The organism is Zoogloea sp. LCSB751 (assembly GCF_002028455.1).
Taxonomy (GTDB): domain Bacteria; phylum Pseudomonadota; class Gammaproteobacteria; order Burkholderiales; family Rhodocyclaceae; genus Zoogloea.
This window is the reverse complement of the sequence record NZ_MWUM01000003.1, coordinates 64,635-89,940: the sequence shown is the minus strand read 5'-3', so window position 1 is coordinate 89,940 and position 25,306 is coordinate 64,635. Positions and strand designations below refer to the sequence as shown.

Annotated in this window: 25 protein-coding genes; 18 read left to right on the top strand and 7 right to left on the bottom strand. The window is 63.3% G+C overall.

The window, feature by feature from the left end:
* The first annotated feature begins 106 nt into the window (after positions 1 to 106).
* The 17 genes from rpsB to B4920_RS29740 are packed head-to-tail and all read left to right on the top strand — an operon-like array spanning position 107 to position 15,390.
* On the top strand, positions 107 to 859 hold the full coding sequence (rpsB, locus tag B4920_RS04950) for a 30S ribosomal protein S2 (protein WP_079433511.1): 753 nt from the start codon (positions 107 to 109) through the stop codon (positions 857 to 859).
* A 39-nt stretch (positions 860 to 898) separates the two neighbouring features.
* Positions 899 to 1,792: a translation elongation factor Ts gene (gene tsf / locus B4920_RS04945; RefSeq protein ID WP_079433510.1), complete on the top strand. Its 894-nt coding sequence runs from the start codon at positions 899 to 901 to the stop codon at positions 1,790 to 1,792.
* 16 nt (positions 1,793 to 1,808) lie between these two features.
* The gene (pyrH, locus tag B4920_RS04940; protein ID WP_079433509.1) at positions 1,809 to 2,525 is read left to right on the top strand and encodes a UMP kinase; all 717 of its coding nucleotides are present in this window, start codon (positions 1,809 to 1,811) and stop codon (positions 2,523 to 2,525) included.
* 10 nt (positions 2,526 to 2,535) lie between these two features.
* Positions 2,536 to 3,093 (top strand): ribosome recycling factor, encoded by a 558-nt coding sequence (frr, locus tag B4920_RS04935; protein WP_079433508.1) that lies wholly within the window; start codon positions 2,536 to 2,538, stop codon positions 3,091 to 3,093.
* Between the two features lie 45 nt (positions 3,094 to 3,138).
* The gene (gene uppS / locus B4920_RS04930) at positions 3,139 to 3,927 is read left to right on the top strand and encodes a polyprenyl diphosphate synthase (protein WP_079433507.1); all 789 of its coding nucleotides are present in this window, start codon (positions 3,139 to 3,141) and stop codon (positions 3,925 to 3,927) included.
* Positions 3,920 to 4,741 carry a phosphatidate cytidylyltransferase gene (locus B4920_RS04925; RefSeq protein WP_079433506.1) on the top strand — a complete coding sequence of 274 codons (822 nt, stop codon included), beginning with the start codon at positions 3,920 to 3,922 and terminating at the stop codon, positions 4,739 to 4,741. The genes uppS and B4920_RS04925 overlap by 8 nt, the downstream gene beginning before the upstream one ends.
* 3 nt (positions 4,742 to 4,744) lie before the next feature.
* A complete protein-coding gene (gene ispC, locus B4920_RS04920; RefSeq protein ID WP_079433505.1) occupies positions 4,745 to 5,938 on the top strand; it encodes a 1-deoxy-D-xylulose-5-phosphate reductoisomerase in 1,194 nt (397 codons plus the stop codon).
* A gap of 5 nt (positions 5,939 to 5,943) precedes the next feature.
* Complete coding sequence (rseP, locus tag B4920_RS04915) at positions 5,944 to 7,308, top strand: RIP metalloprotease RseP (RefSeq protein WP_079433504.1); 1,365 nt, start codon at positions 5,944 to 5,946, stop codon at positions 7,306 to 7,308.
* Between the two features lie 6 nt (positions 7,309 to 7,314).
* Positions 7,315 to 9,606 (top strand): outer membrane protein assembly factor BamA, encoded by a 2,292-nt coding sequence (gene bamA / locus B4920_RS04910; protein ID WP_079433503.1) that lies wholly within the window; start codon positions 7,315 to 7,317, stop codon positions 9,604 to 9,606.
* A gap of 33 nt (positions 9,607 to 9,639) precedes the next feature.
* Positions 9,640 to 10,143 (top strand): OmpH family outer membrane protein, encoded by a 504-nt coding sequence (locus B4920_RS04905; RefSeq protein ID WP_079433502.1) that lies wholly within the window; start codon positions 9,640 to 9,642, stop codon positions 10,141 to 10,143.
* A gap of 10 nt (positions 10,144 to 10,153) precedes the next feature.
* Positions 10,154 to 11,182: a UDP-3-O-(3-hydroxymyristoyl)glucosamine N-acyltransferase gene (gene lpxD, locus B4920_RS04900; RefSeq protein WP_079433501.1), complete on the top strand. Its 1,029-nt coding sequence runs from the start codon at positions 10,154 to 10,156 to the stop codon at positions 11,180 to 11,182.
* Between the two features lie 5 nt (positions 11,183 to 11,187).
* Positions 11,188 to 11,622: a 3-hydroxyacyl-ACP dehydratase FabZ gene (fabZ, locus tag B4920_RS04895; RefSeq protein WP_368664708.1), complete on the top strand. Its 435-nt coding sequence runs from the start codon at positions 11,188 to 11,190 to the stop codon at positions 11,620 to 11,622.
* The gene (gene lpxA / locus B4920_RS04890) at positions 11,619 to 12,392 is read left to right on the top strand and encodes an acyl-ACP--UDP-N-acetylglucosamine O-acyltransferase (protein WP_079433500.1); all 774 of its coding nucleotides are present in this window, start codon (positions 11,619 to 11,621) and stop codon (positions 12,390 to 12,392) included. The genes fabZ and lpxA overlap by 4 nt, the downstream gene beginning before the upstream one ends.
* Before the next feature lie 3 nt (positions 12,393 to 12,395).
* Positions 12,396 to 13,541: a lipid-A-disaccharide synthase gene (gene lpxB, locus B4920_RS04885; protein ID WP_079433499.1), complete on the top strand. Its 1,146-nt coding sequence runs from the start codon at positions 12,396 to 12,398 to the stop codon at positions 13,539 to 13,541.
* A gap of 2 nt (positions 13,542 to 13,543) precedes the next feature.
* Positions 13,544 to 14,137, top strand: a complete 594-nt coding sequence (gene rnhB, locus B4920_RS04880) for a ribonuclease HII (RefSeq protein ID WP_079433498.1) — start codon at positions 13,544 to 13,546, stop codon at positions 14,135 to 14,137.
* Positions 14,134 to 14,589 (top strand): CopD family protein, encoded by a 456-nt coding sequence (locus tag B4920_RS29745; protein WP_173862641.1) that lies wholly within the window; start codon positions 14,134 to 14,136, stop codon positions 14,587 to 14,589. The genes rnhB and B4920_RS29745 overlap by 4 nt, the downstream gene beginning before the upstream one ends.
* A gap of 3 nt (positions 14,590 to 14,592) precedes the next feature.
* Positions 14,593 to 15,390, top strand: a complete 798-nt coding sequence (locus B4920_RS29740; protein WP_173862640.1) for an RNA methyltransferase — start codon at positions 14,593 to 14,595, stop codon at positions 15,388 to 15,390.
* On the opposite strand, the gene bioD is transcribed toward B4920_RS29740, so the two are convergent.
* The 7 genes from bioD to ppk1 form a co-directional block, all read right to left on the bottom strand.
* A complete protein-coding gene (gene bioD, locus B4920_RS04870; protein WP_079433497.1) occupies positions 15,379 to 16,053 on the bottom strand; it encodes a dethiobiotin synthase in 675 nt (224 codons plus the stop codon). The genes B4920_RS29740 and bioD overlap by 12 nt on opposite strands.
* Positions 16,050 to 16,829 carry a malonyl-ACP O-methyltransferase BioC gene (gene bioC, locus B4920_RS04865; RefSeq protein WP_079433496.1) on the bottom strand — a complete coding sequence of 260 codons (780 nt, stop codon included), beginning with the start codon at positions 16,827 to 16,829 and terminating at the stop codon, positions 16,050 to 16,052. The genes bioD and bioC overlap by 4 nt, the downstream gene beginning before the upstream one ends.
* A complete protein-coding gene (gene bioH, locus B4920_RS04860; RefSeq protein WP_079433495.1) occupies positions 16,822 to 17,556 on the bottom strand; it encodes a pimeloyl-ACP methyl ester esterase BioH in 735 nt (244 codons plus the stop codon). The genes bioC and bioH overlap by 8 nt, the downstream gene beginning before the upstream one ends.
* Positions 17,553 to 18,737 (bottom strand): 8-amino-7-oxononanoate synthase, encoded by a 1,185-nt coding sequence (gene bioF / locus B4920_RS04855; protein ID WP_079433494.1) that lies wholly within the window; start codon positions 18,735 to 18,737, stop codon positions 17,553 to 17,555. Before bioF ends, bioH begins: the two co-directional genes overlap by 4 nt.
* A complete protein-coding gene (bioA, locus tag B4920_RS04850) occupies positions 18,730 to 20,061 on the bottom strand; it encodes an adenosylmethionine--8-amino-7-oxononanoate transaminase (RefSeq protein WP_079433493.1) in 1,332 nt (443 codons plus the stop codon). The genes bioF and bioA overlap by 8 nt, the downstream gene beginning before the upstream one ends.
* A 123-nt stretch (positions 20,062 to 20,184) precedes the next feature.
* Complete coding sequence (locus B4920_RS04845) at positions 20,185 to 21,435, bottom strand: hypothetical protein (protein ID WP_139379428.1); 1,251 nt, start codon at positions 21,433 to 21,435, stop codon at positions 20,185 to 20,187.
* Positions 21,436 to 21,537: 102 nt separating this feature from the next.
* Complete coding sequence (gene ppk1, locus B4920_RS04840) at positions 21,538 to 23,625, bottom strand: polyphosphate kinase 1 (protein ID WP_079433491.1); 2,088 nt, start codon at positions 23,623 to 23,625, stop codon at positions 21,538 to 21,540.
* Positions 23,626 to 23,785: 160 nt separating this feature from the next.
* Between ppk1 and ppx the strand changes: the two genes are divergently transcribed.
* Positions 23,786 to 25,297 (top strand): exopolyphosphatase, encoded by a 1,512-nt coding sequence (gene ppx / locus B4920_RS04835; protein WP_079433490.1) that lies wholly within the window; start codon positions 23,786 to 23,788, stop codon positions 25,295 to 25,297.
* Positions 25,298 to 25,306 lie beyond the last annotated feature (9 nt).

Here is a 25,306-nt window from a genome sequence, read left to right as displayed (position 1 = left end):
CCTTTGGGGTTTGTGAATCCTTGTAATGGATTCAAAGCGGAGCCGTTTTGCAGAAAGGCTGCACGGCAGGTTGGGCGGCGGTTAAACCTCAGTATTGGAGTAAGAAATGTCTGTCACCATGCGTCAAATGCTCGAAGCGGGCGTTCACTTTGGCCACCAAACCCGTTTCTGGAATCCGAAGATGGCTCCGTTCATCTTCGGTCAGCGCAACAAGATCCACATCGTCAACCTCGAGAAGACCCTCGTCAAGTACAACGAGGCCATGGATTTCGTGCGCAAGCTGGCTTCCAATCGCGGCAACATCCTGTTCGTCGGTACCAAGCGCCAGGCCCGCGAAATCGTTGCTGAAGAAGCCCGTCGTGCTGGCATGCCTTACGTTGACGAGCGCTGGCTGGGCGGCATGCTGACCAACTTCAAGACCGTCAAGGTTTCCATCAAGCGCCTCAAGGACATGGAAGCCATGGTCGAAGACGGCTCCGTCGAGCGTCTGTCCAAGAAGGAAGCCCTGCTGGCCTCCCGCGAACTCGAGAAGCTGCAGAAGAGCCTTGGCGGCATCAAGGATTTGGGCGGCCTGCCGGACGCCCTGTTCGTGATTGACGTCGGCTATCACAAGATTGCGATCACCGAAGCCAACAAGCTGGGCATTCCGGTCGTGGCTGTTGTCGATACCAATCACACCCCCGAAGGCGTTGACTTCGTGATCCCGGGTAACGACGACTCGTCCCGTGCGATCCGTCTGTACGCCCGTGGCGTTGCCGATGCGGTCCTCGAAGGCAAGAACCAGGTGATCCAGGAAATCGTTGCTGCCGGCTCCGACGAGTTCGTCGAAGTGGAAGACGGCGCCGAAGAGCAGGCCTGATTTCCGTCGAATCCGATCAAATAGTTATTAGGAGCAAGCATGGCGGAAATTACCGCAAGCATGGTCAAGGAACTGCGCGAGAAGACCGACGCGCCGATGATGGAGTGCAAGAAGGCCCTGGCTGAAGCCGCTGGTGATATGGGCAAGGCTGAAGAGATCCTGCGCGTCAAGCTGGGCAACAAGGCCTCCAAGGCTGCTGCCCGCGTGACTGCAGAAGGTATCGTTGGCGTTTCTATCTCCGCTGACGCCAAGCTCGGCGCCATCGTCGAAGTGAACTGTGAGACCGATTTCGTCGCCAAGAACGACGATTTCCTGGGGTTCGCGAAGAGCGTGGCCGATCTGGTCGCCAGCAAGAGCCCGGCGGACGTCGATGCGCTGTCTGCTCTGGATCTGGGTGGTCAGTCCGTTGAGGAAGTTCGCAAGGCACTGATCGGCAAGATCGGCGAGAACATCACCATCCGTCGTTTCTCCCGTATCGAGGCGAAGGGCGCTGTGGCCAACTACATCCACGGTGGTTCCAAGATCGGCGTGCTGATCGACCTCGTCGGTGGTGACGAGGCTCTGGCCAAGGATCTGGCGATGCACATCGCCGCGTCCAAGCCGAAGTCCCTGGATTCATCCGGCGTGCCCGCCGAACTGCTGGATGTCGAGCGCCGCATCGCCATCGAAAAGGCGCGCGAAGCCGGCAAGCCGGAAGCGATGCTGGAGAAGATCGCCGAAGGTACCGTGCAGAAGTTCCTGAAGGACGTCACGCTGCTGGATCAGGTCTTTGTGAAGGCCGAGGATGGCAAGCAGACCGTCAGCCAGTTGCTGAAGGCCAAGGGCGCTTCCGTCGCCGGCTTCACCCTCTACATCGTGGGTGAAGGCATCGAGAAGAAGGTTACCGACTTCGCAGCTGAAGTGGCCGCCCAGGCCGCTGCTGCCCAGAAGTAAAAGAGGTGACAAGACGATGAGTCAGCCCGCTTACAAACGCATTCTCCTCAAGCTGTCCGGCGAGGCCCTGATGGGTGATGATGCTTATGGCATCAACCAGGAGGTGGTGACCCGGATCGTCAGTGATGTGGTTGAAGTCACACGTATCGGCGTCGAGGTCGGGATTGTGATTGGCGGCGGGAACATCTTCCGTGGAATGGCGGGCGCTGCGACCGGTATGGATCGCGCGACCGCCGACTACATGGGGATGCTGGCCACCGTCATGAACGCAATGGCCCTCGGCGACGCCTTCCGCGCCGCCGGGGTCAATGCCCGAGTTCAATCCGCGCTGAGGATCGACCAGGTGGTCGAGCCGTATATCCGCGGAAAGGCAATCCGCTACCTCGAAGAGGGGCGGGTGGTCATCTTTGGTGCCGGTACTGGCAATCCGTTCTTTACTACCGATACGGCCGCCGCGTTGCGTGGCTCCGAGATCGGTGCGGATATCGTCCTCAAGGCCACCAAGGTTGATGGAATCTACACGGCCGATCCCAAGAAGGATCCTTCTGCGACCCGCTTTCACAAGATTTCGTTCGATGAAGCAATTGCGCGCAATCTGGCAGTGATGGATGCGACTGCGTTCGCGTTGTGCCGTGACCAGCGTTTGCCGATCAATGTCTTCAGCCTTTTCAAGAGCGGCGCTCTGAAGCGTGTCGTTCTCGGCGAAGATGAAGGTACGCTGGTTTATTGCTGAGGAAAAAGTGATGATTCCAGAGCTGAAGAAAACTACCGAGCTCAAGATGCAGAAGTCCATCGAGGCGCTCAAGCAAGATCTCGCCAAGGTGCGTACCGGTCGGGCGCACGTGGGGATTCTGGATCATGTGATGGTGGAATATTATGGCAACCCTGTGCCGATCAACCAGGTCGCCAATGTCACGTTGATCGATGCCCGTACGATCGGTGTCCAGCCGTGGGAGAAGCCCATGGTTGGCAAGGTGGAAAAGGCAATCCGTGATTGCGATCTTGGTCTGAACCCGGCGTCGCAGGGAGAGGTCATCCGCGTGCCGATGCCCGCTCTCACTGAAGAGCGTCGCAAGGAGTTGATCAAGGTCGTTAAGCATGAGGGCGAAGGTGCAAAGGTTGCCGTACGCAATCTGCGCCGTGATGCCAATGCGTCGCTCAAGGATGCCGTCAAGGCGAAGACGATCTCGGAAGATGATGAGCGTCGCGCACAGGATGATGTCCAGAAGCTGACCGATAAGGCGATTGTCGAAATTGACAAGCTTCTTGCTCAGAAAGAACAAGAACTGATGCAGATCTGACCCTCGCGGTCGGATTTTTTCCGCTCTCCTTCAGACGGACAGATCATGGTGCGATTGCCTTTTCTCAGCTCCACGCGGGGCGTACCCGAGGCTGCGAAGATTCCGCGGCATATCGCCATCATCATGGACGGCAATGGGCGTTGGGCGCGCAAGCGCCTGATGCCGCGGGTTGCCGGTCATGCCAAAGGTGTCGATGCCCTTCGTGAGGTGATTCGAACCTGCCTTGACCGGGGGGTCGAGTACCTGACGGTTTTTGCATTCAGTTCGGAAAACTGGCGTCGTCCGAAGGATGAAGTTTCCTTCTTGATGCAGTTGTTCGTGAAGTCGCTCAAGCTGGAAATCGAGCGTATCCATCGCAACAACATGCGTCTGCGCGTTGTGGGTGATCTGGCTGGCTTTGACAAGCCGCTGGTCGATCTGATCCGTGACTCGGAAGCGCTCACGGCGGCCAACACTGGCATGAATCTGACAATCTGCGCCAACTACGGCGGACGTTGGGATGTCATGCAGGCTGTCGATAAGATGTTGGCCTCCTCGCCTGGTGTCACCAGCGGGTTCTCGGAAGACGATCTTGCCTCGCATCTCGCGCTGAGTTTCTGTCCTGAGCCGGATCTCTTCATACGCACAGGCGGTGAGCAGCGCATCAGCAATTTCATGCTGTGGCAACTCGCGTACTCCGAACTCTATTTCACCGACAAGCTTTGGCCTGAATTCGGGGAGGCTGCGCTGGACGAGGCAATTCTGTCGTATCAGCAGCGTGAGCGCCGCTTTGGGCGCACCAGTGAGCAGCTCGTGTCCGGCGAGCCAGACTCCTCCGTTTCCGGTCATGCTTAAAGCGCGGGTCATTACCGCGCTCGTCCTGCTTGCGGGGTTGCTGTCGGCGCTGTTCCTGTTGCCACCTGTCGGTTGGCTCGCATTTTCCTCTCTGATCTGCGCGCTTGCGGCGACCGAATGGGCGTCGATGCTCGGGTTTTCGACGGTGACGAGGCGCTTGTACGCGCTGTTGCTGGGGGCTTTGTGTCTCGCAATGGGGCTTGTTGCCGGTTTGCACAAGGAGGCGGCGATCGCCCCGTTTGCATTGGAGCCGGTCTACATTGTCGGTGCAATTTTCTGGTTGTTGTGCGTACCCTTCTGGCTGAGGGCCAAGTGGCGTCTGCCTGAAAGTGCTGCCGCGCCGTTGATAGGTTCGGTACTTTTGTTGCCGCCCAGTCTGGCCATCGCACATCTCCGTCTTCTCAGTCCTTGGCTGTTGCTCGGAGTCATGGCTGCGGTCTGGATTGCCGATATTGCGGCCTATTTCTCTGGACGGGCTTTTGGCAAGCGCAAGCTGGCGCCGTCTATCAGTCCCGGCAAGAGCTGGGAGGGGGCGTATGGTGCGGTGATCGCGGTCACGCTGTATGGCGTCGCTTGCATCTCGTACTGGGGATCCGTCAAGGGCGCAGGTCTGTTGTGGGTGGCCTTGCTGCTGGTGGGTTTTACGGCGCTCAGCATCATCGGTGATTTGTTCGAGTCGCTTGTCAAGCGTCAGGCTGGCGTGAAAGACAGCGGAAGCTTGCTGCCTGGGCATGGAGGCGTTCTCGACCGGATCGACAGCCTGACGTCTACCTTGCCGGTCGTCGCGCTGATTGCCCTCTGGATGGCACGATAAGACATGATTCAAGGGAAAAAGCTCATTACCGTGCTGGGGGCTACGGGCTCCATCGGCGTTAGTACGCTGGACGTTGTCGGGCGCCATCCGGATCGTTACGGTGTCTTTGCATTGACGGCTCATCGGCAGGTGGACAAGCTGCTGGCCCAGTGTCTTGTGCATCGTCCTGCCTATGCGGTCGTGGCGAGCGCCGACGATGCAGCACTGTTACAGGTCATGCTCGAGCGTGAAGGGTGCTGTACCGAGGTGTTGTCCGGCAGCAAGGCGCTCGTCGAAGTGGCGTCTGCTCCCGAGGTCGATATGGTCATGGCGGCCATCGTCGGCGCAGCCGGCTTGCCGCCGACACTCGCCGCGGCGCGCAGCGGAAAGCGAATTCTGCTGGCCAACAAGGAAGCCCTGGTGATGTCCGGGGCTCTTTTTATGCAAGAGGTTGCCGCAGGTGGCGCAACGTTGCTACCCATCGACAGCGAGCACAATGCGATCTTTCAGGGCCTCCCCGTGGGGTTCGAGCGTGGCCTTGATGGCAGTGGCGTGACCCGTATCCTGCTGACTGCATCCGGCGGTCCTTTCCTGAACAAGCCCATCGACGAACTCCCTGCGGTGACGCCGGACATGGCGTGTGCTCACCCGAACTGGGTGATGGGGCGCAAGATTTCCGTCGATTCCGCGACGATGATGAACAAGGGACTCGAAGTCATCGAGGCCCACTGGCTGTTTGGTGCGTCGGCTGATCGCATCGAGGTCGTGATCCATCCCCAGAGCGTGATTCATTCCCTGGTGGCGTATGCGGACGGTTCGGTGCTGGCCCAGCTGGGCAATCCGGATATGCGCACGCCCATTGCCCACGCCATGGCCTATCCGGAGAGAATCGATGCAGGGGTGAAGCCGCTGGACCTGTTCGAGATCGGTCGTCTCGATTTTCAACGGCCGGATTTTCAGCGTTTCCCGTGTCTGGGTCATGCGTACAGGGTGCTTCGTGAGGGCGGTGTCGCTCCGGCGGTGCTGAACGCTGCCAACGAGGTCGCCGTGGCGAGCTTTCTCGACGGGAAGCTGGGGTTCGAACGTATCGCCGGAGTCATCGCGGCGACGCTCGATGCCATCGAGCCCAGGGACGCGGACTCCCTGGATGGGGTTCTCGAGGCGGACCGTCAGGCCCGCGAATACGCCGCCCGTTTCGTTGGGCGGGCCTCGTGCTGACGAATATGAGTCTGCTGGACTACCTGATTCCTTTTGCGCTGGCGCTCGGCATTCTGATCGTAGTGCACGAATTCGGGCATTACATCGTTGCCCGTGTGTGCGGTGTGAAGGTGCTGCGCTTTTCCCTTGGCTTCGGCAGACCCTTGTTTGTCTGGCGGGCAGGAAAGGATGGCACCGAATGGGCGCTGTCCGTGTTTCCGCTGGGCGGCTATGTGAAGATGCTCGACGAGCGCGAAGCGCCGGTTGCCGAGGAGGAGCTGCATCGGGCGTTCAACCGGCAGACAGTCTGGCGCCGCATCGCCATCGTTGCTGCCGGGCCGCTGGCGAACTTTGCGCTGGCGATCATCTTGTACTGGGGGTTGTATTCCGGCGGCGTAGAGGAGTTGCGGCCGCGTCTCGGTACGCCGATTGCTGCCAGTGCTGCCGAGCGTTCGGGCTTCTCCGATGGCGAACTGGTGCGCTCCGTGGATGGGCACCCTGTGGCGACCTGGCAGGAGTTCCGCTGGCAATTGCTTCAGCACGCTTTTGAGCGGCGCACCGTCACGGTGGAGACAATCAATCCCAGGGATGAGATCGCATTCCGGCCGCTCGAACTGGCCGGTGTGAGTGTGGATCAGGGCGAGCAGGACATCAGCGCGCAGCTCGGACTCCGCCTCTATCGTCCGAATGTTCCTGCAGTGCTCGGTGCCCTGAGCAGTGGCGGTGCGGCCGAGCGGGCCGGTCTGAAAAGCGGTGACAAGGTATTGCGCATCGGGAGCAAGAAGATCGGCGGCTGGAGTGATCTGGTCGAGATTGTCCGCGATGCCCCGGGCGCTGAGCTCGAGGTGGAGGTCTTGCGCGACAACGTGCCACTCGTTTCGAAGGTGGTGCCGACATCCGTAGAGGAAAAGGGGCGGACCATAGGGAGGATCGGTGTTGCGGTCGCCGATGCGGACATCCGCCGGGATTTGATGTTCACCATCGTCCAGTACGATTTCGTCGATGCCTTCGTCAAAAGCGTGGCTCAGACCTGGGATACCGCTGCCTTGAGCGTGTCTGTGCTGGGGCGCATGATCGTCGGCGAAGTTTCCGTCAAGAATTTGAGTGGGCCCGTGACGATTGCCGATTTTGCCGGTCAGTCGGCAAAAATGGGTTGGGCCCATTACATCAAGTTTCTGGCCCTGATCAGCATCAGTCTTGGTGTGCTGAACCTGCTGCCCGTTCCGGTGCTCGATGGTGGGCACTTGTTGTATTATGTGATCGAGATCATCAAGGGCGGCCCGGTTTCCGAGCGGGTTATGGAAATCGGTCAGCAGATTGGAATGGCTCTGCTGGCGGCGCTAATGGCTTTTGCCTTCTACAACGACATCAACCGCCTTGTTGCTAGCTGAAATCGGATGAAATCCAAGCTTCTTCCTGGGCTGATCGCCACACTTTTTGTGGCATCGCCCGCCTTGGCCTTCGAGCCATTCGTAGTCAAAGACATTCGCGTTGAAGGGATTCAGCGGACCGAGGCCGGTACTGTTTTCAGTTACCTGCCGGTCAAGGTCGGCGAGCGCTTCTCGGATGAAAAGGCCTCCCAGGCCATCAAGGCGCTATTCGCAACGGGTTTCTTCAAAGATGTCCGGATCGAGGTGGATAACGATGTGATCGTTGTCGTACTCGACGAACGTCCGGCCATCGCGCAGGTCGATTTTGTCGGCATCAAGGAGTTCGACAAGGACGCGCTGAAGAAGGGGCTCAAGGAAGTCGGTCTTGCCGAGTCGCGTATTTTTGACCGTGCGGTACTCGAACGCGCCGAGCAGGAACTCAAGCGCCAGTACCTTTCCAAGGGTCTGTACGGCGTGCAGATCACGACGACCGTCACGCCGCTGGAAAGAAACCGGGTCGGTGTGAATTTCAATGTCGTCGAGGGCGACGCCGCCAAGATCCGTCAGATCAGCATCATCGGTAACCAGGTGTTCAAGGAGAAGGAACTGCTGGAGCTGTTCTCCTTGACGACGCCGGGCTGGATGACTTGGTACTCGAAGAGCGACCAGTATTCCAAGCAAAAGCTGTCTGCCGACATCGAGACGCTGCGCTCGTACTATCTGAATCGCGGCTATCTGGACTTCTCGGTCGATTCGACCCAGGTGTCCATCACGCCGGACAAGAAAGACATCTACATCACCTTGAGCATCACCGAAGGTGAGAAATACACCGTTTCCGACGTCAAGCTGGCGGGGAACATGGTGGTGCCCGAGGAAGAGCTGCAGAAACTGGTCAAGCTCAAGGCCAGTGACACCTTCGTGCGGGACAACGTCACTGCGACGACCAAGGCGATCAGTGACCGTCTCGGCAATGCCGGCTACGCGTTTGCCAACGTGAATGCGGCGCCTGAGGTGGACAAGGCCAATCGCACGGTGGCTTTCACCGTGTTCGTCGATCCCGGTCGACGGGTCTATGTGCGCAAGATCAATTTTGCCGGTAATGCCCGGACGCGGGACGAAGTGATCCGGCGTGAAATGCGCCAGATGGAAGGCGCATGGTATGACGGCGACGCCCTCAATCGTTCCAAGGTACGCCTGGACCGGCTGGGCTATTTCGACGAAGTGACGGTTGAGACCCCGGCCGTGCCCGGCTCGACCGACCAAGTCGATGCGAATTTCACGGTCAAGGAACGGGCCACAGGCAACCTGATGCTGGGTGCGGGCTTCTCCAGTTCCGAAAAGGTGATCCTGTCCGCGTCGATTTCCCAGCAGAACCTGTTCGGCACGGGTAATGCGATGACGCTGCAGGTAAATACCGGTCGCATCAACAAAACCATTGCCCTGTCCTTCACCAATCCCTACTGGACGATTGACGGCGTCAGCATCGGCTGGGATCTCTACCAGCGCAATGTGGACCCGACCTCGTTGTCGGTGGCAACGTACAAGAGCTCGTCCATTGGTGCGGGAATCCGCTTTGGCTATCCGATTGCCGAGGACGACCGGATCAATTTCGGCCTGGCCGTCGATCAGACCTCGATCAAGGTCTACGATTCCAGTCCGTCGCCCTACGTGGGCTTCGTGAATACCTTCGGTGATACGGCCAAGAGTCTGCTGGCAACCATCGGCTGGTCCCGTGACCGCCGCGACAGCTTCGTGTACCCGACGTCAGGTGTTTATCAGCGTGCATCGGTTGAGATCGCCACGCCGGCCTTCGACATGCGTTATATCCGCGCCAACTACCAGCATCAATACTGGATTCCGTTTGGCGGCGGCTACGCGTTGATGTTGAACGGCGATGTTGGCTATGCCCATGGTTACGATGGCAAGGAATTGCCGTTCTACAAGAATTTCTACGCGGGTGGTATTGGCTCGGTGCGCGGCTATCAGCAGAGCACGCTGGGGCCGCACTACACGGATTCGTCGGGTTATGTCCGGGCGCTGGGCGGTAACCGCCGCGTGATCGGCAATGCCGAGTATTACTTCCCGATGCCGGGTTCCAGCAAAGACAAGTCCATGCGTCTGTCGCTGTTTGCCGACGTGGGCAACGTCTGGGGGGCCGACGAAAAGGTTCAGGCTTCGGATTTGCGTTACAGTGCGGGGTTGGCTTTCTCCTGGAGTTCCCCGGTTGGGCCCTTGAAATTCAGCCTGGGTAATGCGTTAAAGAAAAAAGACGGCGACAAGACGCAGAAGTTCCAGTTCCAACTGGGTACCGTGTTCTGATTGCTGCCGCATGGCATGCAGATGGAGGTTTGAGTGAAAGGTATTGGTTTGTCCGCACTCGCAGCAGTGCTGCTTGCTGCATTCGCAACGACGGCTGCGGCCGAGGTGAAGGTCGGGTTCGTCAATTCCGATCGCGTCATGAAGGAAGCGACGCCTGCGAAGAAGGCCCAGCAGAAGCTGGAAAAGGAATTCGAGAAGCGCGATCAGGACCTGCAGCGCATGGCCAAGCAGCTTCAGGGCATGCAGGAAGGTCTCGAGAAAAACGGCGTGACGATGGGCGAGGGCGACCGCCGCAACAAGGAACGCGAATTCAACGAGCTCAACCGGGATTTCCAGCGCAAGCAGCGCGAGTTCCGTGAAGACCTCAATCAGCGCCGCAACGAGGAACTGGCCGGCGTTCTGGATCGCGCCAACAAGACGATCAAGCAGATCGCCGAGGCCGAGAAGTACGACATCATCTTCCAGGAGGCGGTGTACGCCAGTCCGCGCATCGACATCACCGACAAGGTGATCAAGGCGCTGAGCGAAGCGAAGTAAGCGGTTGCCAATGGAATTCTCCCTTGGCGAGCTGGTAAGCCGGCTCGGCGGCGAACTCGTCGGCGATCCGGCCACTGTCGTTCGGCAGATTGCTTCGATCGAAACGGCCCGGGAAGGCGAGCTGGCTTTCTTGTCCAACCCCAAATTCGGGGCGTCGCTGGTGACGAGCAAGGCCTCAGCGTTCATCCTGTCTCCGAAGGCGGCTGGGCTTACCGAGCGTCCGCGCATTCTGACGGCCGATCCGTACCTGTACTTTGCGCGGGTCGCGCAGCTGTTCAATCCGCCCAAGCGGGCGCCGGCAGGCGTGCATGTCAGCGCGGTGGTCGCCTCTGTGCTTCCCGCATCGGTGTCCGTCGGTCCCAATGCGGTGATCGGCGAGCGTTGTCTGATCGGCGAAGACTGCGTGATCGGCGCGGGGTGCCTGATTGCCGATGGCGTTCAGATCGGTGCGGGTTCCCTGCTGCATCCCGGCGTCAAGATCTACGACAATTGCGTCATCGGTGCGCGGACGATACTGCATTCCGGTGCGGTGATCGGCGCAGATGGCCTCGGTTTTGCGCGTGATGCGGACAAGCACTGGGTCAAGATCCCGCAGATCGGCCGGGTGGTGCTGGGCGACGATGTGGAGATCGGCGCCAATACCACCATCGATCGTGGTGCGCTGGACGACACTGTCGTTGGAAATGGCGTGAAGCTGGACAACCTCATCCACGTGGCCCATAACTGCCATGTGGGGGACGACACCATCATGGCGGCAATGGCCGGCCTGGCCGGTAGTACCCGCGTCGGCAAGCGCGTGATGGTCGGCGGCAAAGCCGGCTTCTCGGGCCATCTGGAGGTGGCCGACGACGTGGTGATCTCGGCGGACACCAATGTGACCAAGACCCTCGACAAGGCCGGCGTGTACACGGCCATGATCCCGCTGCAGCCGCATGCGGACTGGGTCCGGAATTTTGCCCATCTGCGTCGCCTCGATGCGATGGCGGAGCGGGTGCGCGAGCTGGAAAAGAAGCTCGCCGAAATGGAAAAGAAATCATGAGCGAAATCATCGACATCAACGAAATCAAGCGTTACATCCCGCACCGCTATCCCTTCCTGCTGGTGGATCGCATTACCGAACTGGAAGTGGGCAAGCGCGTCGTGGGCCTGAAGAACGTGACTGTCAATGAGCCTTTCTTCCCGGGCCATTTTCCGCACAACCCGGTGATGCCGGGCGTGCTGATCATTGAGGCGCTGGCCCAGGCAGCCGCAGTGCTGGCCTTCAAGACCGACGGTACGGTGCCGGACGAGAACGCGATGGTGTATTTTGCTTCCGTGGACAACGTGCGCTTCAAGCGTCCGGTGGTGCCGGGTGACCAGCTCGTGCTGGAAGCCGAGATCGTGCGCGTGATGCGCAACATCTGGAAGTTCAAGGGCACCGCGAAGGTTGCCGGCGAGCTGGCGACCGAAGCCGAATTCATGTGCGCGATCAAGCGATGACGATCCACCCGACTGCCATCGTTCATCCCGGCGCGCGCCTTGCCGAAGGTGTGCAGGTCGGGCCGTATTCGATCATCGGCGAACACGTCGAGATCGGTGAGGGGACCCGCATCGGTCCCCACGTGGTGATCGAGGGGCACACCCGCATCGGTAGCGACAACCGCATCTTCCAGTTCTGTTCGCTGGGCTCCGAGCCGCAGGACAAGAAGTACGCCAACGAGCCGACCCGGCTGGAAATCGGCGACCGCAACACGATCCGAGAATTCTGCAGCTTCAGTACGGGCACGGTGCAGGACGGCGGCCTGACCCGCGTCGGCAACGATAACTGGATCATGGCTTACGTGCACGTGGCCCATGACTGTCTGGTCGGCAACAACACGATCTTTGCCAACAACGCGACCTTGGCCGGCCACGTGACGGTGGGCGACTGGGCGATCCTTGGCGGTTTCACCGGCGTGCACCAATTCGTCCGTGTTGGCGCCCACAGCTTCTGTGGCGTCGGTACCGTGCTGCTGCAGGATCTGCCGCCCTTCGTGACGGTTTCCGGTAATCCGGCTGCACCGCACGGTATCAACAGTGAAGGCCTCAAGCGCCGGGGCTATTCGAGCGAAGGCATCACGGCCATCAAGCGGGCCTACAAGACCCTCTATCGCAGTGGCCTGACCCTCGACGAAGCGCGCCGCCAGATTGCCGGGGCCGCTGCGCAGGCGCCTGAACTGCAGCAGTTCTCCGACTTCATCGCCGAATCCGGGCGTGGCATCGTTCGCTGATCCATGGTCGTGCGCATTGCCATGGTGGCGGGTGAGGCCTCCAGCGATCTCCTGGCCAGTCATCTGATCAAGGCCCTCAAGCATCACCTCCCCGATGCCGAGTTCTTCGGCATCGGCGGTCCCAAAATGCAGGCGGTGGGTTTCCAGGCCCTGTGGCCCGCTGAAAAGCTGTCGGTCCACGGCTATGTGGACGCCCTCAAGAATTACCGCGAACTGTCGGGTATCCGCCGTCAGTTGCTGGACATGCTGGTCAAGAATCCGCCGGCTGCCTTCATTGGCGTCGATGCGCCGGATTTCAGCCTGTGGCTCGAGAAACGCCTGAAGGACAAGGGCATTCCGGCCATCCATTTCGTCAGCCCATCTATCTGGGCCTGGCGCCGTGGGCGTTTGAAGGGTATTGCGCGGGCGGTCAGCCACATGCTGTGCCTGTTCCCGTTCGAGCCGGAGATCTACCGGACGGCGGGCGTGCCGGTGAGCTACGTGGGCCATCCCCTGGCCGATGTCTTTCCGTTGGTGCCGGACCGCGAGGGTACGCGGGAGATGCTGCAGATCTCCCCCGGCGGGCCGGTTTTCGCATTCCTGCCGGGCAGCCGCCAGTCGGAACTGCGAAACCTGGCGGATACCTATATCGCCACTGCGGCGCTGCTGCACAGCCGCCATCCCGATGCCCGTTTCCTCGTACCGCTGGCAACCCGCGAGACCCGCCTGTTGTTCGAAGAGGCCTTGCGGCGCCATGCCCATCTGGACCTGCCGATCCGCATTCTCTTTGGCCATTCGGTCGAGGCGATGATCGCCGCCGACGTGGTGCTGGTAGCAAGTGGAACGGCAACCCTGGAGGCTGCGCTGCTCAAACGGCCGATGGTTATAACCTACAAGATCGGCAAATGGTCCTTCCGTCTCATGAAGCGCATGGCCTACCTGCCGTGGGTCGGGCTGCCCAACGTGCTGGCGGGGCGGGAAGTGGTACCTGAGGTGCTGCAGGACGCAGCCACGCCCCAGGCGCTGGCGGAAGCCCTCGACGGCTGGCTGGTGGACAAGGCACGTATCGCCGAACTCGAGCGAACCTTTACCGACATGCATCTGCAGTTGCGCCAGAACACGGCGGACAAGGCGGCGGCGGCCATTCTGCCGTACCTGAAAGGACGTTGAAGATGCTCCTGTGTGGCGTCGATGAGGCTGGACGCGGCCCCCTGTGCGGGCCGGTAGTGGCTGCGGCGGTGATCCTCGATCCGGCCCGGCCGATCGAGGGGCTGGCCGACTCCAAGAAGCTCAGCGAAAAGCGCCGCCAGCGTCTGGCGGTGGAGATCCGGGAGAAGGCTTTGGCCTGGTGTGTGGCCGAAGCCAGCGTCGCCGAGATCGATCGGATCAACATCCTGCACGCCAGCATGCTGGCGATGCAGCGTGCCGTGGCGGGCTTGTCGCAGCGGCCGGATAAGGTGCTCGTTGACGGCAACCGCTGTCCGCAGCTGGATCTGCCCTGCGAGGCCATCGTCAAGGGCGACGCGCTGGTGGCCGAGATTTCGGCAGCATCCATCCTCGCCAAGACGGTGCGGGACGAACTCCTGGTGGAACTCGACAAGCTTTACCCTCAATACGGTCTGGCCGGCCACAAGGGCTACCCGACGGCAGCTCACTTGAAGGCGTTGCGTGCCCACGGGGCCTGCGGAATTTATCGGCAGAGCTTCGCGCCGGTGCGCGACGTGATTTCCAATCCGCCTCTGTGGACCGAGGACGACCTGAGATGAAACATCACCACGTGCTGTTGCTCGTACATCTGGCCGGCGTGATCGTGTGGGTTGGCGGCATGGCCTTCGCCCATTTCTGCCTGCGGCCGTCTGCGCTGCAGTTGCCGCCGGCCCAGCGTCTGAGTCTGTGGCATGGTGTCTTCGGGCGCTTCTTCCCGATCGTGTGGGCTGCGGTGGCAGCCATCGGCCTGTCCGGCTTCGCGATGCTGCTGGAGGTGGGCTTCGCTCAGGCGCCTCGTGCCTGGCACATGATGGCCGGCGTGGGCTTGGTGATGATGGCGATCTTCGCGAGCATCTGGTTTGGTCCGTGGCAGGCGCTCAAGGCTGCGGTGGCGGCGGAGAGTTGGGCACGGGGCGCACAGGCGCTCAATACGATCCGCCAGCGGGTGACGCTCAACCTCGTCCTTGGCACATTGACGGTCGTCCTCGCCACGGTCGGCCTGGCATTCTGACGCGTGAAGCAGATCAGCTCACGGGATAACCCGACCATCAAGCATCTGCACGCGCTGGCGACGTCGGCGCGGGATCGGCGCAAGGAAGGATGCACGTTGCTCGATGGCGCACACTTGCTCGGTGTTGCGCTGGAGCGGGGCGTTGATGTGTTGCAGGTCGTCGTCAGCGAGAGCGGCCGCCGGCAGGCGGAGATTGAAACGCTGCTGGCACGCTGCCCGTCCGAGAGGCAGATCGAAGTGCCGGATCGTCTTTTCGCGCATATCAGTCCGGTGGATACGCCCAGCGGCGTGCTCGCGGTGATCGCAATTTCCGTCGCCGATGAACAAAGCCCGACGACCGACACTTGCGTGCTGCTCGACGGTGTGCAGGACCCCGGCAATCTTGGCACCATCCTGCGGACTGCCGCGGCGGTTGCCGTGAAGGAGGTGCTGCTCACTCCGGGCTGCGCCCAGGCTTGGTCGCCCCGCGTACTGCGTGCGGCGATGGGGGCCCACTTTGGCTTGTGCATCCGTGAAGGCGTCGATGCGGCGCAGGCGCTGCGGGATTTCCCCGGTGCCATTCTGGCTGCGGATCTGCGGGACGCCACTGAGCTGTATGACCTGGACCTGCGCGGTCCGGTGGCCTGGCTGTTCGGTTCTGAGGGGCAGGGTCTGTCCGCCGAAGTGGCGGCGCTGGCCACCCGCCGCGTGCTGATCCCGATGCCCGGTGGCATGGAGTCCCTCAACGTGGGGGTGGCGGCCGGCGTGTGCCTGTTCGAACAGCTCCGCCAGCGGCGTTCAGCCAGGTACTCAGTCGGGTAATTTGAGACCGGCAGCGCTGGCTGCCGCCGCGGCGTCGTGGTCGGTACGGAACGGCAGCACGCCCAGCAGTGGCGCAGGCAGACGACGGCTCAGGGATTCCAGGTTCTGTTCGAAGCGCAGCATGGCCGGATCCACCTGGTTGGCGATCCAGCCGGCGAGCCGCAGACCGCGCGCCTGGATGGCCTCTGCGGTGAGCAGGGCGTGGCTGATGCAGCCGAGCTTCATGCCCACCACCAGGATCACTGGCAGGGCCAAGTGCTGGGCCCAGTCGGCGGTGTCGAAATCATCGCCCAGTGGCACGCGGAAACCACCGACGCCTTCCACCAGTACCAGCTCGGCCTGGGCACGGAGTGCTTGGAGCGCTGCGTCGATTTTGCTTGGATCGATGCTCACGTCTTCTTCGGCGGCGGCGATGTGCGGTGCGATCGGGCTGGCCAGGCAGTAGGGGTTGAGCAGCGCCAGCCCCGGGTCGAAGCTGCCGGCCGCGCGCAGGCGTGCCGCATCTTCGTTGAGAAATTCCCCATTGATCATCTCCGCGCCGGCGGCGATCGGCTTCATGCCGACGGCGCGCAGGCCGCGGGTGCGGGCTGCGTGGAGCAGGGCGCAGGTGGAGAAGGTCTTGCCGATTTCGGTATCGGTGCCGGCGATGAAGTAGGCGCTCATTTCTTTTCTGCTATCAACCAGTAGGTATCGTAGGACGCCGGCAGTCCGGCGGGGGTCCGGTAGGCCTCGTAGGCCGCGCTGAGGCGGCCCCAGGCTGCTTTCCCAAGGGGCGCCTGGCGGCGCGGCGCGCCGGTCTGGTGGGCGCCGAGGGTCTTGATGTCGCGCAGCAGGCGGCGCAGGTCGGGTGCCCAGGCGTAGAGGGTGTCGCGCTCAGTCTCGACGATCCGCAGACCGGCGTCCTCGATGGCGTCGTCGATGACTTCCGGCGGCTGGAAGCGCAGCACATGCTCGTGTTGATCCACGTGGCTGAAGGCATCGCGCAACTCGCTGAGGGTGCCGGGGCCGAGGGTGGCGATCCACAGCTGGCCGCCGGGGCGCAGGCTGCGTGCCAGCTCCGGGAAGGCCTTGCGCGGATGGCACCACTGTAGCGCGTAGCTGGACCACAGCAGGTCCACGCTGGCTTCCGCCAGTGGCAGGCGTTCCATGTCCGCACACAGCGGTTCGGCCAGCCCGGCGGGATGACGGCGCAGCATTGAGGTGGCGAAGTCCAGCGCGATCAGCTGGGCCGCCGGGAAACGTTGCCTGAGGCCGGGAAGCGCGTAGCCGGTGCCGCAGCCCGCATCGACGATACGGCCGGGCTGCAAAGGCTGCGTGGCGGCGAGTGCGAACAGGCGGTCGCAGGCGCTGCGCTGGACGGCGGCAACCGCGTCGTAGGCATCGGCGGCCTTGTCGAAGGCGGCGCGGACTGCGTCTTTTGGGGCGGGGGCGTCAGTCAAGGGCGAAACCCTCGATCAGCGTCGCGCATTCTTCGGGGCGCGACAGGAAGGGGGCGTGGCCGCATTGCCCGAACACCGTCAGGCGTGCGTCGGGCAGCGTATCGGCCAGCCATTCGGCGGCGGCGGCCGGCATCAGCTTGTCCTCGCTGCCGTGGAGCAGGCGGACCGGCTGGCGGATTGTCGGGACGATGGCGCGCAGGTCGGTCTCGGCGAGCAGGCGCAGGCCGTCGGCGAGAGCTGTCCTGCGGGCATCGTCGGCGGGTGTGAGGCTGTCCGTGAGGGTTGCGGCGACTGCCTTGCGGGCGCTGTCGCCGAGGCTTTGCAGTGCCACGAAACGGCGCTGGGTGGTGTCAGGTGCGGTGTCGAAGTCCTGGCGGAAGGCGTCGAGGGTGCTTGCGGGCAAGGCTGCGGGCCAGTTGTCGGCCTGGACGAAGCACGGCGAGCTGCCGATCAACACCAGCCTGGCCACGCGCTCCGGGGCCTGCTGCGCGAGATGCAGCGCAAGCTGGGCGCCGAGGGACCAACCGACGAGCACGGCGCCTTCCGGTATGTGGGGAAGCAGGGCGTCCGCCCATTCGTGCAGGCTCGGCCCGACCGAGGCCGCGCTGCCGTGCCCAGGCAGATCGGGGGTATGCAGCGTGAAGGTGCCGGAGAGCGTTGCGGTCAGCGGCTTCCAGACAGTCGAGGAGAGCCCCCAGCCGTGCAGCAGGACGAGATCGCGGCTCATGCCAGCGCTCCTTCCAGACGCAAGAGGGTGGCAACCAGGCGATCCACCTGCGCCTCGCTGTGGGCGGCCGACAGTACGATGCGAAGCCTCGCGGCGCCCTTCGGAACCGTTGGTGGACGGATCGCCGGCACCCACAGGCCTTCCGCATCGAGGGCGCGGGAGACGGCCAGCGTCTCGTGGTTGTCGCCGATCACGACGGGCTGGATCGGGGTTTCCGACGGTAGCAACTGCCAGCGTTTCAGCTTCAGCCCCGCGCTGAAGCGGGCGATCAGGGCCTGCAGGTGGGCGCGGCGGGCGTCGCCGTGTTCGATCAGGTCGACGGCGGTCAGCAGCGCGTCGGCGAGCAGCGGCGGGGCTCCGGTGGTGAAGATGTAGCTGCGGGTCTTGTTGAGCAGCCAGTCGATGACGCTCCGCTGCCCGGCGATGAAGGCGCCGGACACGCCGGCGGCTTTGCCGAGGGTGCCCATGTAGATCAGGCGCGGCGAGTTCAGGCCGAAGTGCGTAAGGCTGCCGCGCCCCTGGGGGCCCAGTACGCCGAAGCCGTGGGCGTCATCCACCAGCAGCCAGGTCTTGTGCGCCTCCGCCAGTGCGAGCAGTTCGCGCAGCGGTGCGATGTCGCCGTCCATGCTGAACACGCCGTCGGTGACGATCAGCTTGCGCGGCGCGGTGGAGGCCTGCAGGCGGGCGGCCAGGGCCTGGACGTCGCAGTGGGGGTAGCGGATCAGCTCGGCGCGGGACAGCAATGCGCCATCCACCAGCGAGGCGTGGTTCACCTTGTCGGCGAAGATTGCGTCGCCACGGCCGACCAGCGCCGGCATCACGCCGATGTTGGCCATGTAGCCGGTGGAGAAATACAGCGCGTCGTCCATGCCGACGAAGGCGGCGAGGCGGGTTTCCAGCGCCTCGTGGGCGGCATAGTGGCCGCTGACCAGGTGGGATGCGCCGGAGCCGACACCCCAGCGGTCGATGCCCTGGTGGGCCGCGGCGGCCAGTGCAGGCTCGGCGGCCAGGCCCAGGTAGTCGTTGGAGCAGAAGGCGGTGACCGCATCCTCCCGGTCGGCGAGGCGCGTGTCCGGACGACAGGGGGTAGTGACGATGCGCCGGCGGCGGCGCAGGCCGGCGGTGTCGAGTTCGGCGAGGCCGGCGTCCAGTTCTTCGAGCGGATCGGGATACTCAGGCAAGGCTGGCCTCCAGGGCGGCAGCGCAGCGGCTGGCGAGGAAGCCGATCTCGTCGTCGCCAAGGATATAGGGGGGCATGGTGTAAACCGTATTACCGATCGGGCGCAGCAGAAGTTCCCGCTGCAGGGCTTCGGCGAAGAAACGGCGAGAGAAGCCGGCCAGTGCGTCGGCTACGTCGAAGGCCAGGATCATGCCTTGCTGGCGCAGATGGCGGACCGCCGGGTGGCCGCCAAGCGCGTTGCGGAAAGCCTCGCCGATACGCTGGGCTTTGGCGCGGTTGGTGGCGATCACATCGTCCTGCGCGAAGATGTCGAGGGTCGCCAGCGCGGCCCGGCAGGCCAGCGGGTTGCCGGTATAGGAATGGGAGTGCAGGAAGCCGCGGGCGGTATCGTCGTCGTAGAAGGCCTCGAAGACGGTGTCGGTGGTGAGGACGATGGACAGGGGCAGGTAGCCGCCGGAAATGCCCTTCGACAGCAGCAGGAAGTCCGGCCAGATGCCGGCCTGCTCGCAGGCGAAAAAGCTGCCGCTGCGCCCGCAACCGACGGCGATTTCGTCGGCCACCAGATGCACCTGGTAGCGGTCGCACAGCCCGCGCGCCAGGCGCAGGTATTCTGGATCGTACATGACCATGCCGGAGGCGCCCTGGACCAGCGGCTCGACGATCAGCGCGGCGGTTTCGTCGGCGTGGGCGGCCAGGTGGGCTTCCAGCGCGGCGGCGGCGCGGCGGGCTACGTCGGCGGCCGTTTCGCCGGCTTCGGCCAGACGCGCGTCCGGCGTCGGCACGCAGGTGCCACCGCGCACCAGCGGGGCGTAGGCGTCGCGGAAGATCGCCACGTCGGTGACGGCCAGCGCGCCGACGGTCTCGCCGTGGTAGCTGCCGGCCAGGCTGACGAAGCGGTTCTTGCCGGGGCGGCCCGTATTGCGCCAGTAATGCACGCTCATCTTGAGGGCGATCTCGGTCGCCGAGGCGCCGTCCGACGCGTAGAAGGCATGCCCGAGTCGGTGGCCGGTGAGGGCGGCCAGACGCTCGGACAGCTCAACCACTGGTTCGTGGGTGAAACCGGCCAGCAGCACGTGCTCGAGGGTGTCGAGCTGATTCTTGAGCGCTGCGCCGATGCGCGGATTGGCGTGGCCGAAAAGATTGACCCACCAGGAGCTGATGCCGTCCAGGTAACGCTTGCCGTCCATGTCGTACAGCCATGCACCCTCGCCGCGCTTGATGGGGATCAGCGGCAGTTGTTCGTGGTGCTTCATCTGGGTGCAGGGGTGCCAGACGGCGGACAGGGAACGGGACAACAGGCTGGCGTTGGAGGCGCTGGATGACATGGCGGTTCTGATTTTTCTCTGCGGATGGCTTCAGAAGTGCAAAGTGGAGCGGTCATCAGCTGACGGCTCCACTTGCTTGGCCGGGTCCGCTGCCTGTTGCCAGGTGCGGACCCGCGGCACGACTCAGTACGAGTAAATGCTGTTTCCGGCCGCACCGACGGCGGTGAAGATGTTGTCGGCGTGGATCACGCCATACATCGTGTTGCTGTTGGGGCTGGAGGCGGCGGCCCAGGTCGTGCCGTCCGTGCTGGAGTAGACGGCGCCGTTGTCGCCGAGGGCGGCGTAGCGGGACGAGGACGCGACGGCGTTGAGGTTGGCGCTGCCCTGAGTCTGGACATTCCAGGCCGTGCCCGTGGTGCTGCTGACAATCACGCCGCCGTTGCCGACCGCCACGATGCTGTAGGTCACACCGCCGGTGGTGGAGTTGACCGTCGACATGCTGGCTGCTGCCTTGAGCGTGGCCGTGGTGCCCGAACTGACGGCGGTCCACGTTACGGCATCGGAACTGGTGAGCAGGGTGCCGTTGGCGCCGACCGCCACCCACAGGCCGAGGGCCGAGTAGGTCACGCCATGAAGGTCGTTGGTGGTCGGAACGGTGGTGGCCGCGGTCCAGGTCGTGCCGTCGCCGGAGTGCAGGATGGTGCCGTTGGCCCCGACCGCGACGAGGGTCGACGAATTGGTGGCCAGCGCGTTGAGCTTGGCGCTGCTGCCTGAGGTGGCGGCCGTCCAGGTCGTGGTGTCGGTGCTGGTGAGCACGGCACCGCCATCGCCCACCGCGACGTACTTGGCCAGCGCATACAGGACGGCATTGAGCGCGGCACCGCTGGCGGGGCGAACCTGCGTCCAGCTGAGGGCGCTGGCCGACACGTAGGCTGGGCTGCTGTAGATCACACCCGTGTCGCCGACGGCAACGTAAGCGTAGGTGGTGGCGCTGCTGGAGCTCAGCCCATAGGCCACGCTGCGCAGTGCATTGGTGCTGCCGAGGGCTCCGCCGGCCAGCCAGACCGAACCTGCGGCCCGCGGCGTGGCCGTCTGGACCGCCGAGCCCGGGCCGCCAGGGCCACCGTTGGTGCGGCCGTTGATCGTGATGGCGTACTGGGTGTCGTTGGTCAGGCCGGTCAGGATGTACGGTGCGCTGACATTCAGCCGGTAGCTGGCGGTCTTCTCGCCCGCGCTGATCGTGTCGCCCGCCTTGAACCACAGCCAGTACTCGACGCCGGGTTCCTGGACCCAGTCGATGACGATCTGGGTGTCACCGGGAGTGACCGACTTGATGCTCGGGGCCGGGGCTGAGCCGCCACCACCGCCACAGGCGGAGAGAACGGCAGCACTGAGAATTGCGGTGATGAACTGTCGGCGACGGGGGAGGAACATGGAATGGACCATCGATGAAGGAAGCGAGATGGCATTCTACAACAGCCCGGCAGTCCCGCTCTCCCCCGACGTCGGTGGATGTCGGTGAGGCGACGGGACGGATCAGACGATTGGAACGCCGGCCAGCTCCTTCAGCAGGATTTCCTGCGCGGCGCGCCGGTTGGTGCGGGGATTCTTCCTGCGATAGGCGTTATCGGCATCCAGTTCCCAGGCCTGGCAGTTGTCGCCCAGATAGGGCCGCAGGCCTTCCTTCATGACCCGTCGTTTGACCCGCGGGTCGAGGATCGGGAAGCCGACTTCGATGCGTTTGAAGAAGTTGCGCTCCATCCAGTCCGCGCTCGACAGGTAGAGTTTGTCGGCGCCGTCGGCGTGGAAATAGAAGATCCGGTGGTGTTCCAGGAAGCGACCGACGATGGAGCGCACCCGGATGTTTTCGGACAGGCCGGGTACGCCGGGCTTCAAGGCGCAGACACTGCGGGCGATGATGTCGATCTCGACGCCGGCGCGGGACGCTTCATACAGCGCTTCGATGGTCTCCGGTTCGAGCAGTGCATTGACCTTGACGATGATGCGGCCCTTGCGGCCCGCCCGCGCGATTTCGGCCTCTTCGTGAATCGCCGCCACCACGTTCGGCTGCAGCGTGAACGGCGCCTGCCACAGGTGCTTGAGCTTGCCGGCCTGGCCGAGCCCGGTGAGCTGCTTGAACACTTCGGCGACGTCGGCGCCGATTTCGTCGTTGGCGGTCAGCAGACCGAAATCGGTATAGAAGCGGGTCGTGCGCGGATGGTAGTTGCCCGTGCCGAGGTGAGCGTAGCGTTTGAGCTGGCCTTCTTCGCGGCGTACGAGTAGCAGCAGTTTGGCGTGGGTCTTGTAGCCGAACACGCCGTACACCACGTGGGCGCCGACTTCCTCGAGCCTGGCGGCCCAGCTGATGTTGGCCTCTTCGTCGAAGCGGGCCATCAGCTCGAGCACCACCGTGACCTCCTTGCCCTTTTGGGCGGCGCGGATCAGGTGCTCCATCAGCACCGAGTCGGTACCGGTACGATAGACCGTCATCTTGACGGCAACCACTTCCGCGTCGTCGGCGGCGGCCTTCAGCAGCTCGATGACCGGCTCGAAACTCTGGAAGGGGTGGTGGAGCAGGATGTCCTGGCGGCGCATCGCCGCGAAGATGTTCTCCTGCTTGTCGAGGCCCTTCGGGCGCGCGGGCAGGAAGGGGCGGTATTTGAGGTCCGGGCGTTCGACCCAGTCGGGCACCTGGTTGAGGCGCACCGGATTGACCATGCCGGGAACCCGATAGACGTCAGCTGGCCCCAGGGCGAACTGCTTCATCAGGAAGTTGGCCATCGACTCCGAGCAGTTGTCGGCGAGCTCCAGGCGTACCGCGTCGCCGAAGTGGCGCTGCTGCAGTTCGCCCTTGAGGGTGGCTCGAAGGTCCTTGACCTCTTCCTCGTCCACGAACATGTCGGAGTTGCGGGTCACCCGGAACTGGTAGCAGCCGAGCACGTTCATGCCTTCGAAAAGCTCGCCGACGTGGGCGTGCAGCAGGGACGACAGGAAGACGAAGCCATACTCGACGCCGGTCAGTTCCTTCGGCAGCCGGATCACGCGGGGCAGGGCGCGGGGCGCCTGCACGATGGCGGAGCCGGAGCTGCGGCCGAAAGCGTCGCGGCCTTCCAGCTCGACGGCGAAATTGAGGCTCTTGTTGAGCACCCGCGGGAAGGGGTGGGCCGGGTCCAGGCCGATCGGTGTCAGTACCGGCATCACTTCGCGCATGAAGTAGTCCCGTGCCCACAGGTGCTGGGCATCGGTCCACACGCTGCGGCGCAGGAAGACGATGCCCTCGGCGGCGAGGGCCGGCAGGATGGTGTCGTTGAGCAGCGCATACTGCTCGGCGATGATGCTGTGAACCTTGGCGCTGATCAGGCTGTGGAGGGCGGAAGGGGTCAGCCCGTCGGTGGTGATCGCATGGCTGCCGAGACGTAGCTGTTCCTTCACGCCAGCCACCCGAACTTCAAAGAACTCGTCCAGGTTGCTGGATACGATGCACAGGAAGCGCAGGCGCTCGAGCAGCGGTACGGCGGGATCGGCGGCCTGGGCGAGGACACGGCGCTGAAACTGGAGCAGGGAGAGTTCGCGGTTGATGAAGTGATCCGAGTTGAAATGGCGGATGTTGTTGGTACGGTGCATGGGCTCTCCTCTTGATCCTCTGATTAGGCCCTGAGTATGTGACATTTTTGTTGCGTGAAGATTACGGTTGCCGCCGGGGCGGGATTGATGCGGAGCACCGTGCGGTGCAGTGCTAGAATTTCGAGCCTCTGCGCCGCCTGGTGCCATTTGTGCATGCTTCATGAATCGTGAATTGATTGCCGCCATCGATCTGGGTTCCAACAGTTTCCGTCTGCAGGTCGGGCGGATCGTCAATGACCAGATCTACCCCCTCGATGGCATCAAGGAGGCTGTCCGCCTCGCGGCCGGGCTGTCCCCCGACCGGATGCTGGATGCCGCGGCCCAGTTCCGTGGCATCAGCGCGCTGCGCTGCTTCAACGAGCGGATCCGCGACTATCCGCCGGAGGCCGTCCGGGCAGTGGCGACCAACACTCTGCGGGTGGCCAAGAACGCACCCCATTTCCTGGTGCAGGCCGAGGCCGCACTGGGCTTCCCGATCGAGGTCATCGCCGGTCGTGAGGAGGCGCGCCTCATATACGTGGGGGTCGCGCACACCCTGCCCAATCCCCACAGGCAGCAGCTGGTGGTGGATATCGGCGGCGGTTCCACGGAGTTCGTGATCGGCAAGAGTTTCCAGCCGATCAAACTCGAATCCCTTTACATGGGCTGCGTGAGTTATTCCCTGCGTTATTTCCCTGACGGCCGCATCGACAAGCGCGGCATGCGCGAAGCCGAACTGGCAGCCCAGAAGGAGATCCAGACCATCACCCACGCCTACCGGGAGGTGGGGTGGGAAGAGGCGGTCGGTTCGAGTGGCTCGGCCAAGGCGCTGGTGGACATCCTCGAGCTCAACGGGCTGTCCGACGGCGGCATTACCCGCAGTGGCCTGGATCGTCTGCGCACCCTGATGCTGAAGGCGGGCCATCTGGACAATCTGCAGCTCGAGGGACTGCGTCCGGATCGCATGCCAGTGCTGCCCGGTGGTCTTGCCATCATGTGGGCGATCTTTCAGGAATTCGGCCTGGAGCGGATGACCTTCTCGGAAGGCGCGCTGCGCCTGGGGGTGCTCTATGACCTGCTCGGTCGCTACCACCACCATGACCTGCGCGATGCGACCGTGTCGGCTTTCATGGAACGCTACGGCGTGGACATGGCGCATGCCCGGCAGGTGACCGAGACTGCGCTGGCTTTCCTGCTGCAGCTCGATCCGGCCGCCAACGATGCCGAGAACGCGGATCGGCGCTTCCTCGAGTGGGCCGCGCGGCTGCACGAGATCGGTGTTTCGGTGGCCCATTCGAGCTATCACAAGCACAGTGCCTACATTCTCGGCAATGCCGACATGCCGGGCTTTTCACGCATGGACCAGGGGCGCCTGGCGCGCATGGTGCTGGCTCACCGCGGCAAGCTGTCGCGCATCGGGGCCCTCGATCCGGAAAGCCCCGAGTGGCGCCTGATCCTGTGCCTGCGGTTGGCGGCGGTCGTTCACCGCGCCCGCGACGGCCGTGGGGTGCCGCCGCTGCGCCTCAAGCGTGACGGTCGGGGCCATGTCGCGGTGGCGGATGCGGAATGGCTGCGCAACCTGCCACTGACTGCGGCGGCCCTGGACGAAGAGGAGCGTCAGTGGCAGACCATCGGCCTGCCGCTGAAGGTGCGCGTGGAGCGGGCTGCGGCGCGCAGTCCGGCTGGCGCCTAGGCGTCGGCC